General features: G+C 59.2%; 11 protein-coding genes and 1 pseudogene. 2 read left to right on the top strand and 10 right to left on the bottom strand.

Annotated features, from left to right (window positions below; genetic code table 11):
* The 4 genes and pseudogenes from G113_RS16400 to G113_RS16385 form a co-directional block, all read right to left on the bottom strand.
* Window positions 1-370, bottom strand: a pseudogene (locus G113_RS16400) (ABC transporter permease subunit); the annotation flags it as partial.
* Window positions 367-1,890: a ribose ABC transporter ATP-binding protein RbsA gene (rbsA, locus tag G113_RS16395; protein ID WP_005907300.1), complete on the bottom strand. Its 1,524-nt coding sequence runs from the start codon at window positions 1,888-1,890 to the stop codon at window positions 367-369. The gene rbsA and the pseudogene G113_RS16400, both read right to left, overlap by 4 nt.
* A gap of 17 nt (window positions 1,891-1,907) precedes the next feature.
* Window positions 1,908-2,327 carry a D-ribose pyranase gene (gene rbsD, locus G113_RS16390; RefSeq protein WP_005907298.1) on the bottom strand — a complete coding sequence of 140 codons (420 nt, stop codon included), beginning with the start codon at window positions 2,325-2,327 and terminating at the stop codon, window positions 1,908-1,910.
* 200 nt (window positions 2,328-2,527) lie between these two features.
* Window positions 2,528-3,145, bottom strand: coding sequence for a glutathione S-transferase family protein (locus G113_RS16385; RefSeq protein ID WP_005907297.1), 618 nt, complete (start codon window positions 3,143-3,145; stop codon window positions 2,528-2,530).
* Between the two features lie 288 nt (window positions 3,146-3,433).
* Here G113_RS16385 and G113_RS16380 point away from each other — a divergent pair, with 288 nt between their 5' ends.
* Together G113_RS16380 and G113_RS16375 are read left to right on the top strand one after the other, a co-directional pair.
* Window positions 3,434-4,171 carry a DUF2189 domain-containing protein gene (locus tag G113_RS16380; RefSeq protein WP_005907296.1) on the top strand — a complete coding sequence of 246 codons (738 nt, stop codon included), beginning with the start codon at window positions 3,434-3,436 and terminating at the stop codon, window positions 4,169-4,171.
* A gap of 9 nt (window positions 4,172-4,180) precedes the next feature.
* Window positions 4,181-4,852: a DUF2987 domain-containing protein gene (locus G113_RS16375; RefSeq protein ID WP_005907295.1), complete on the top strand. Its 672-nt coding sequence runs from the start codon at window positions 4,181-4,183 to the stop codon at window positions 4,850-4,852.
* A gap of 103 nt (window positions 4,853-4,955) precedes the next feature.
* Here the strand turns inward: G113_RS16375 and ttcA are convergent, their stop codons facing one another.
* The 6 genes from ttcA to G113_RS16345 form a co-directional block, all read right to left on the bottom strand.
* Window positions 4,956-5,864, bottom strand: a complete 909-nt coding sequence (ttcA, locus tag G113_RS16370) for a tRNA 2-thiocytidine(32) synthetase TtcA (protein ID WP_005907294.1) — start codon at window positions 5,862-5,864, stop codon at window positions 4,956-4,958.
* 67 nt (window positions 5,865-5,931) lie between these two features.
* Entirely contained in the window at window positions 5,932-6,879 is a 948-nt protein-coding gene (uspE, locus tag G113_RS16365) for a universal stress protein UspE (RefSeq protein ID WP_005907292.1), read from the bottom strand.
* Window positions 6,880-7,016: 137 nt separating this feature from the next.
* Entirely contained in the window at window positions 7,017-7,772 is a 756-nt protein-coding gene (locus G113_RS16360) for an FNR family transcription factor (protein WP_005907291.1), read from the bottom strand.
* A 68-nt stretch (window positions 7,773-7,840) separates the two neighbouring features.
* The gene (locus G113_RS16355; RefSeq protein ID WP_005907290.1) at window positions 7,841-8,527 is read right to left on the bottom strand and encodes a sulfite exporter TauE/SafE family protein; all 687 of its coding nucleotides are present in this window, start codon (window positions 8,525-8,527) and stop codon (window positions 7,841-7,843) included.
* Window positions 8,511-8,702 carry a cbb3-type cytochrome oxidase assembly protein CcoS gene (gene ccoS / locus G113_RS16350; RefSeq protein WP_005907288.1) on the bottom strand — a complete coding sequence of 64 codons (192 nt, stop codon included), beginning with the start codon at window positions 8,700-8,702 and terminating at the stop codon, window positions 8,511-8,513. Before ccoS ends, G113_RS16355 begins: the two co-directional genes overlap by 17 nt.
* A 115-nt stretch (window positions 8,703-8,817) precedes the next feature.
* Window positions 8,818-9,889, bottom strand: a 1,072-nt coding sequence (locus G113_RS16345) for a heavy metal translocating P-type ATPase (protein WP_005907286.1), incomplete at its 5' end; no start/stop codon positions are given.

Below are 9,889 nucleotides of genomic sequence, written 5' to 3'. Positions count from 1 at the left end.
TTGCCTTTGGCGATGATGAGACCACTGACACCGCCGAGCAGGGCACCGGGCTCCCAGGGTGAGGGGGAATGACCAGGGCGATGGGTAGCTCCATGGCCACCATAGTCGCCGCCAGGGCGCCGCACAGGGCCAGCACGGAGCCGACCGAGAGATCGATGCCAGCGGTCAGGATGACCAGCGTCATACCGACCGCCATGATGGCGTTGACCGAGGTCTGGCGCAAAATATTGAGCAGGTTGTCGGCGGTGAAGAAGTTGGGGCTCAAGATGGAGACCACGCCAATGAGCACCAGCAGGGCGACCAGGGACTTGTTCTCTATCCACCACTGCTTGCTCAGGAAGCCGGTGCGGGTAAGGGTCTGGGTTGTCATTGAATCGCCTCTTGTGCTGCTTGCCACTGTTTACCTACCGCCGCCGCCATCAGTTTCTCCTGATTGGCTTCTTTGGCATCAAATTCGGCGCTGATGCGCCCCTCGTGCATCACCAGGATGCGATCGCTCATGCCGAGTACTTCCGGCATCTCGGAGGAGACCAGAATGATGCTCATCCCCTCCTGCTTGAAGCGGTTGATGAGCTGATAGATCTCTTTCTTGGCGCCGACGTCGACGCCCCGGGTCGGCTCATCGAGGATGAGGACCTTGGGACGGGTCAGCAACCCCTTGGCAATGGCCACTTTCTGTTGGTTGCCGCCGGAGAGCAGCTTGATAAGCTGCTCGGTACTCGGCGTCTTGATGTTGAACAGGCGCACATAATCATTCACCGCCTGGCGTTCGGCCTTGCCATCGATGCGGCCGCCCTTGTTGAACTCGCCGAGGGCGCACAGGCTCATGTTCTCGCGCACCGACAGCTCCAGCACCAGACCGTCACCCTTGCGATCTTCCGAGATATAGGCGATGCCCGCGGCCAGACCATCGGCGGGGCTGCGGGGCCTGAGGGGGTGGCCGTTGACCTCTATCTGGCCCGCAGTCAAGGAACTGGCACCATAGATGAGCTTCATCAGCTCGGTGCGCCCCGAGCCCATGAGGCCGCTGAAGCCCAGGATCTCTCCCTGACGCAGGGTGAAGCTGAGATCGCGCACCCCTGGACCCGCCAGATTTTTTACCTGCAGGCTGACGGGGCCAAGATCGCGGCTAAGACGCGGGTACTGCTCTTCCAGCCGACGACCGACCATCATTTCGATGATCCTGTCCTCGTCGAGTTCGCTCACCGGCTGCTCGCCAATCCATTTGCCGTCGCGCAGTACCGTGACCCTGTCGCAGATCTCGAAGATCTCTTTCAAGCGGTGGGAGATGTAGACAATGCCGCAGCCTTGGTCGCGCAGCTCGCGGATCACGGTGAACAGCTGCTCGGTTTCGGTGTCGGTCAGGGCATCGGTGGGCTCATCCATGATGATGACGTTGGCATCAAATGAGAGCGCCTTGGCGATCTCCACCATCTGTTGCTCGCCGATGGAGAGGTTGCCGAGCCGGGTATCAGGACCATGTTTGACCCCGAGGCGTCCCAGCAGGGTGGCGGCGCGCTCACGCAGCTGGCCGTGGTCGATATTGCCAAAGCGGGTGCGCGGCTCACGGCCGAGGAAGATGTTGGCGGCAATAGAGAGTTCCGGCAGCAGGTTCAGCTCCTGATGGATGATGCTGATGCCCTGATCCTGGGAATCACGGGGTCCCTTGAAGCGTACCGCTTGACCGCGATAGTTGAGGGTGCCTGCGTCGGCCTGATAGATACCGGTCAGCACCTTCATCAGGGTGGATTTGCCCGCACCATTCTCGCCGAGCAGGGCCATCACCTCGCCGGGATAGACTTTGAGCCCCGCTTCGTCGAGGGCGCGCACCCCCGGGAAGGTCTTGACGATGCCGCCGAGCTCGAGGATGGGGATAGGGGATCTGCTCATCTTAGCTCCTTGGGCGCTCAAAAGGCGACGCCGGCGCAGAGGATCAGGTTGGCGTAGGGGGTTACCTCGCCAGTACGCACTATGGCCTTGCTGCTCTGGCTGCGGATCTTGAAGGTCTCGTGGCTCAGGTAGTCAATGGTGATGGGCTTACCCTGATCACGGGCGTGCGCCTCCAGCTGATCGAGCAGCGCCTGGTGGGCGAGGGGGCTGACCGACTTGAGTTCGCTGGCCAGCAGGACCCGTTCCACCACCAGGTCGGTGAGCAGGGCGCCGAGCACGGTTTCCAGGCTCGGGGTGCCGGGGGTGAGCGCCAGGTCGATACGTTCCGGGCCCGCGGGGATGGGGAGCCCGGCGTCGCACACCACAATCTCGTCGGTATGTCCCATCCGGGCCACCAGGGCGCTCAGGGGGGCATTGAGCAGCTTGCCTCGTTTCATACAGCACCTCATCAGGCGAGAGCCTGCGTCTCTGTGTTGGAGTAAGCAACCGGTTACGCAACCGGTTGCGTGGTGAGTGGAAGGTAGGCGTTAATCGTTGATGGATCCAGCGATCAGTAGCGAAAGTGTGAAAACGATCTCAATGGTGGGGGATTAGAGGTGAAAAACGGGTGCCCGCACGCAGGCTCCCGCGCTTGGGATCAGATGGCAAGCGCCTGCTGCACGGCAGAGCGGGCCAGCATTCGCTGGCTGTGTGCTGCTACTTTGGGAAATTCATCGATGGCTACTCCATCGCTCTTGAGCCAGCTGGCCACCACGAACAGATAGATATCGGCCAGGCTGAATTGCTCACCCAGTATCCAGGGGCCGACCAGATAGTGGTTTTCTATCTCGGCGAAGCCATCGCGCATGTTTTGCGGCATCTTGGCCTTCATGGCGGCGATGGCATGCTCGTCATCGGCCCAACGGCTGCCACGGCGCCCGTGGGCATGGGAGATGTGCAGGGTGGCGGCGAGGAAGAGGTTGATCTCCTGCATCCTGGCCAGCAGGAAAAAGTCCTCCAGTGGTGCCAGCTTCGCGGCTGGGAAGCACTGCGCCACATAGAGCAGCAGGGCTGGGGTCTCGGTCAAGACGCCATGCTCGGTGACCAAAGCCGGCACCCGCCCCTTGGGGTTGATGGCCAGATATTCTGGGCTGCGCTGCTCTCCTGCGGCGAGATCAAGCTGCTTGATCTGGTGTGGGGCACCGGCTTCCACCAGGGCGATGCGCACCGCCATGGCACAGGTGCCGGGGGCGAGATAGAGGGTCAGTTCAGACATAGCTGTTCTCCTTGGGTGAGAGTGCCGGGGCGCGGTGACAATCAAATGGGTCTTGGGCATGCTACCTCCATACCGGGCAGGGGCCAAGTCTGCGCTGACGATCACCATTAATCTGACTGATCGTCGAATGATCGAAATGGGGATCCGCTCGGCCGTTGTTCTGTGAAATCAATGCCTTTATGAACGGTAGATAACAGGAAAAACGGCTACGCATGCCCGGTCAAATCGCTATAATGTGCCACCTTGGATCAGTGGTTTTCGATGTTGGATAGTCAATTGAGTAATAGAATGCGGATCGGCGGCTCTCTCGAGGAGTCCTTGAGCAAAGGGTATCGGCTCGATGTGAGGGCAATACTGCAAGAGAGTTGGCAACAGACCCGCAGCAACGGATTTGGCATGTTGCTGGCCATCATGGGCGTCATGGCAATCTGGATCCTGCTCAGCAATGTGCTGCTTGCCCCCTTGCTGCAGAGCGAGAAGGGCCTCGATAGCGCCATGTTCATCAGCTTGTTGATCACCATGGTCATGGCACCCATGAGTTCGGCCCTCGATATGCTGGGGCTGCAGCAGGCGATCGGGGTGCGGGCCCGTGCCAGCCAAGTGTTCGATTTCTTCCGCCACTTCCTGCGTTTAGGCCTGCTTAGCCTGCTTGGCAGCTTGCTGACCAGTTTGTTTGGCCCCCTGTTCGATCTGCTGGGTCTGCCGATGATACTGGCCTTTATCCCTTCTGCACTGGTGGGCATGGGGTTGGTCTTTACCGTGCCGCTGGTGCTGGAACGGGGCCTGAGCCCGGCCCAGGCGATACTGGTATCCCTCAAGGTATTTGCTCGCGGTTGGCCATCCCTGGTATTGCTCCACTGCATCATGCTGGGCCTCTGCCTGCTGGCCATGATCCCCATGGGATTGGGGCTTATCTGGGTAGCGCCTCTCTATTTCAACTGCAAAGGCATCCTCTACCGGGACTTGTGTGGCGTCGCGGTGGAAGTGAGCGAAACGCCAAGCCCGGCGGATCATTTCAATGCATAAGGACGTGATATGACACGGCTATTCAAGCACCTGATGATAGGGATGGCCTTGCTGCCAGCTCCGCTGCTAGCACAACCCCTGATCCTCGATTACGGCACCTTCTATGGCCATATGAAGACAGAGCAGAAGGCTGACTTTGGCGTGGCACAGCTTGGTTTCTATCTGCGGGACCCGGCGACGGGGCAACCCTGTCTGGCACAGTCGGTACGCATCCACAGCGACAACAGAGACAGGCCTGCCGAGGTGGCGACCGACGGCAGTCTGATACTGCCGTTTGACGAACAGGTGTATCTCGACAAGGGCAAGGTGCTGCTGGAGATGGCAGAGCAGCATGAGCGTTGCGATCTCTCAGTGCAGGTGATGGCCAGTCTCAAACCAGACGATAAAGGGCGGGTTGCCCTGAGCGAAATTGCGGCCGCCCAACGCGACATGCAGGCCCTGCTCGACAAGATGGCGGGCATGGTCGGCAAGCACTTCCTGCCCGACGTGGCCGGTGTGCGGGTGTCGCTTGTCCCTGTCAGTGGGACCGCTTATTTGGACAAGGGGGCCGAGCACCTGGCACTGCCCTGGAAAGAGGGCGCCCTGCTGCTGGGCAATGCTCAGCTGGCGGCTTTCGAGGGGGGCACCCTGCAGCCCAATGGCGAGCTTGTCCGGCTCACCCCCTGGTTGCACAAGGGCTGAGTATGGCCCGATCCAAGTGAGAAGCGAGATCGAAAAAGGAGCGCCTGGCGCTCCTTTTTACATGTTGATATTGGTGCTCTAGAGCCAGTGCCAAGAGGTGCGCTTAGCGCACCTCAATCACATCAAGCATATCCATCGAGTCGATGTTGAGCAGGGGCGCTGCAGGCAGCTCGGGGGGATCGAATGCCTTGTCACCACCATCTATGATGCCGGAATCACGATTGATGCTCTTGAAATCGAACAGCTTGTGATCGAGCAGGTGACTCGGCACCACATCCTGGATGGCGGTAAACATGGTTTCGATACGGCCCGGGAAGCGGCGATCCCAATCCTGCATCATCTGCTTGATCGCCTTGCGCTGCAGGTTCTCTTGGGAGCCACAGAGGTTGCAAGGGATGATGGGGAACTCTTTGATCTCGGCGTAGCGCGCCAGATCCTTCTCTTTGCAGTATGCAAGGGGACGGATCACCACGTTCTTGCCATCGTCGCTCACCAGCTTGGGCGGCATAGATTTGAGTTTGCCACCATAGAACATGTTGAGGAACAGGGTCTCGAGAATGTCATCTCGGTGATGGCCAAGGGCTATCTTGGTGCAACCCAGCTCCTGGGCTCGGCGATAGAGGATGCCGCGGCGCAGTCGTGAACAGAGGGCGCAAGTGGTCTTGCCTTCGGGCACCTTCTCTTTGACGATGGCGTAGGTATCTTCCTCGACGACTTCAAAGGGAACTCCCAGCTCAGCCAGGTAGGCGGGCAGTATGTGCTCGGGGAAGCCTGGCTGCTTCTGATCCAGGTTGACGGCGATGAGGTCGAAATGGATGGGCGCACTGGCTTGCAGGCTCAGCAGTATGTCGAGCATACCGTAGCTGTCCTTGCCGCCAGAGAGGCAGACCATCACTTTGTCGCCCTCTTCAATCATGTTGAAGTCGGCGATGGCCTGACCTACGTTGCGCCTCAGGCGCTTTTGCAGCTTGTTGAAACTGTATTTATCTTTGGTGTTCAGCTCTTGCACCATGACCTCAAACCCGGGACAAAAATAAGCGGCTTATTATAGCCATGTCCCGGGGGAGGGCAAGGATGCGTTACGGTTGGCTTGACTTAGTCTCGACCGGGCATTGGTAGTCGGCCGGCTTGAGGATCAGGATGTCGCAGGGCAAGCGGTCTATCACCTGTTCGGCCGTATTGCCAAGCAGGGCGGCAGAGAGGCCGGTACGCCCGACACTGCCCATGATCATCAGGCTCGCTTTGAGCTCTTCGGCAAGGTCCGGCAATACCTCTTCGGGCAAGCCTTCGGCGACCTTGGTCCAGAGATGGTTGATCTGATATTTGTCGGCATGGGCGAGCAGCAGGGACTCATGATGTCTGCGGATCGCCTCGTTGTAGGCGTGGGGATCAAATTCGGGCAGCTCGATGGCAACATTGACAGGAGTGCCCGGGAAGGTATTGACCAGATAGAGACTGGCACCGAGCAGGTCGGCTACTCCCAGTCCCTCCTCCGTGATGCGATCGTTGAGATCCTGCTGCTCCTTGTCATCACTCGAACAGTTGATGGCGGCGATGATATTGCCACCCCGCTGCCAGTGCCCCTCTTTGACCAACAATACCGGGCAGGGACACTTACGCAGGAGATGCCAGTCTGTGGGGGTAAAGATGAAGGTCTGCAGAAAGTTGTGGTGATGGGTCGCTTTAACGACCAGATCATGTTTGCCGTTGAGGACTTCCTGAATGACCGACTCGAAGGGACGGCTGTGCCAGATGACCTTGACCTCACATTGCATGCCTTTGGCACGATAGGGGGTGAGGATTTCGTCCAGCCACTCCTGACGTTGACTGATGACGCCAGCGCGCATCTCGTCACGCTCCTCGCTCGAGAGCATGGCGGTCATCTCATACGAGAAGTCGTAGATGGTCAGTAACAGGGTCAGCTGTGCGTCTGTTTCCAGCTCGGCTACTTTGACTGCGCGCTCGAGTGCAATTTGGCGCTCTTGTTCCGGGTTGATAACTACCAGGATTTTTCTGTACTTGACCATGTGATCCTCCTTGGACAAAAGACCAATGATGACAGGCCTTTAGCTTTTATAGCTTAGCGTAGGAGAAGCAGTAATGACGTGGGCCGGATCAAATTATTGGGGGTCAACTTGATCCGGCGCAAGAGAAGCGTCTGTTATCAGGCGCAAGGTAGGCGAGGCGTGCCAGCCAGGGTAGCGAGGGCATTATGATCGAGCACGGTAATGTATTTGCCTTTGACCGCAATGAGCTCTGATTTCTGGAAGCGGCCCAGCAACCGGCTGATGGTTTCGACGGTCAACCCCAGATAATTGCCGATGTCGCCCCGGGTCATGGAGAGACGGAACTCCTTGGCGGAGAAGCCACGCTCGGAGTAGCGCTGGGAGAGATTGCTCAGGAAAGCCGCGAGGCGCTCCTCGGCATTCTTCTTGGAGAGCAGCAGTATCATTTCCTGATCTCCCATGATCTCGTTGCTCATTAATCTCATTATCTGCTGGCGCAGCTTGGGTATCTTGCCAGAAAGATCATCGAGCACATCGAACGGGATCTCGCACACCATGGCCGTTTCCAGTGCCTGGGCGAAGGAGGGGTGGATGTGCTTGTTGATGGCATCAAACCCGACCAGATCACCGGCGAGATGGAAGGCGGTGATCTGCTCATCTCCTTGCTCTGTAATGGTATAAGACTTGATGGTCCCGGAGCGGATGGCGTAGAGGGATTTGAGATCGTCGCCCGCCTTGAACAGCTCTTCGCCTTTCTGAATAGGCTTCTTGCGCTCAATGATGCTGTCGAGCTGATCCAGCTCGCTGTCATTGAGGCTGAAGGGAATACAGAGCTGGCTGATGCTGCAATCCTGGCAATGAATTGCACAGCCACCGCTCTGAATACGTCTGCCAGGTTTCTTGTCCGGGATCATAGGCTCATTTGAATAATTGATTTATATCAATCAAGTCTACCATCAACCCATCCATTTTGGATAGGGTTTCAAAGGGATGCTACCCCGACCCAGAGGGTGTGCAGACTGTAGGCAATCAACAGCAAAGCGCCGGTAAGACGCAGGCTGCGCAGGGTGAGCCAATATCGCAACCTGTCCGCCAGACCGCCCAGGGCAAACAGGGTGGGCAGTGTGCCTATGCCGAAACAGAGCATGATGAGGGCCCCTTTGGTGGCAGAGCCAGCCGCCGCACTCCAGGTCAGCATGGAATAGACCAGGCCGCAAGGTAACCAACCCCAGATCATGCCAAAAGGCAGGGCCTGGAGCGGCTGGCGGAAAGGGAGGAACTTGCCTGCCAGTGGTCTGAGCCTGGGCCAGAGCCTGGCACCGAGTCGCTCGAGCAGCAATATTCCCTGCCACCAGCCAGCCAGATAAAGCCCCAGGGCTACCATGAGACCACCGGCGAACAACCGCAGATAGAGCAGAGCATGCTTGCCAGCCCCCAACTCCCCCGTGGTGGCAAGCAGACCGCCCACCAGGGCCCCGGCCATCACATAGCTGAGGATGCGACCCAGATTGTAATAGAGCAGATAGCTGAGCCGGCCTCTGAAGTGCTGCTGCGCTGGCGGAATCGCCATGGACAGCGCAGCCGAGACCCCACCGCACATGCCGATGCAGTGGCCTGCCCCCGCGAACCCGACCAGCAGAGCCCCCAGCAGATCAAGGTTGGTTGTCATCGGCTTGGCGCTTGTTGGTTGTGGTTGACGTGGCGTCGTCCTCATCAAACAGGATGTTGGAGCCCTGGCGATCGAGATCCTCGAACTGCTCCGAGCGTATGGCCCAGAAGAAGACGAACACGGCGATAACCACGAACAGGATGGCGATGGGGATCAGAATGAAGATGATGTTCATGGGGCAAGCCTTGCAATGGGAGTGGCCGGGGTCATGGTAAACGAGTTGTCAGCCAAGATCCTGCCTGATCTGATCCGCTGAGTTGTGGTGCCGCCTCTGCATGGGGCCATCTCTTTTACCGGTTCAGGCGCATGGAGTTGGTGACCACAATGAGGGAGCTGAGCGACATGCCCGCCGCCGCCAGATAGGGGGGAAGCCAACCGCTTGCCGCCAGGGGCAAGACCAGCAGGTTGTAGCCGATGGACCAGGCGAAGTTCTCTTTGATGATCTTGCGGGTTCGCAGCGCAAGGTCCCTTGCCTCAAGCAGGCGAGAGAGATTGTCGCCAAGCAGTATGGCGTCGGCGCTGTTCTTGGCCAGATCCGTGCCTCCCGCCATGGCAAAAGAGGCGTGAGCTCCCGCCAGCACCGGCGCGTCATTGATACCGTCTCCCACCATGATACTGATGTCACCTCTCGCTTCACACGCCTTGAGATAAGCCAGCTTGCCATCCGGAGTCATGCCCTTCACCAGCTCGTCTACCCCTAGGGTGCGGGCCACCTCATCGGCCTGCGCCGAACCATCACCGGTGAGTATGGTTGTCTTGAGTCCGGCGGCCTTGAAAGCCTGGATCAGGGCCAGGGCATCCGGGCGCAGGCTGTCTTCCAGCAAGAAACGGGCGAGAGGGCCCTTTGGGCCTGCGAGATAGACGCTCAGCCCGGCCACCTCATCATCTTGCGAGATACCAAGCCAGCTGGCGCTGCCGAGTCGATAGGGCTCTTCGGCGATGATGCCGGCGATGCCGTGGCCGATAACCGGCTGGATGTCGCGCACGGCCGGCAAGACCTCGCCGGGAGTGCGAAAGGCACGGGCGATGGGGTGTTCGGACTGGGACTCCAGCGCCCGGGCGATAGCCAGACAGTGAGCCTCATCCTGGTCACCAAGCAGCTCAATGGCTGCGAGACGGATTTCCCCCGTGGTGAGGGTACCTGTCTTGTCCATCACCACCCGGTTGGCCCGGGTCAGGATATCGAGCACATGGCCACGGCGCAGCAGTATGCCGGTGCGCGTGAGGTGGGCCGTGGCCGAGGTGAGCGCGGTCGGGGTGGCGAGCGACAAGGCGCAGGGGCAAGTGGCTACCAGGACCGCCAGGGTGACCCAGAACGCCTGCTCCGGCTGGTGGAAATGCCAGAATGTCCAGACCAGAGCC

The organism is Aeromonas molluscorum 848 (assembly GCF_000388115.1).
Taxonomy (GTDB): Bacteria; Pseudomonadota; Gammaproteobacteria; order Enterobacterales; family Aeromonadaceae; genus Aeromonas; species Aeromonas molluscorum.
Note: the sequence above shows the minus strand (reverse complement) of the source record. Positions and strands in the feature narration are given on the sequence as shown.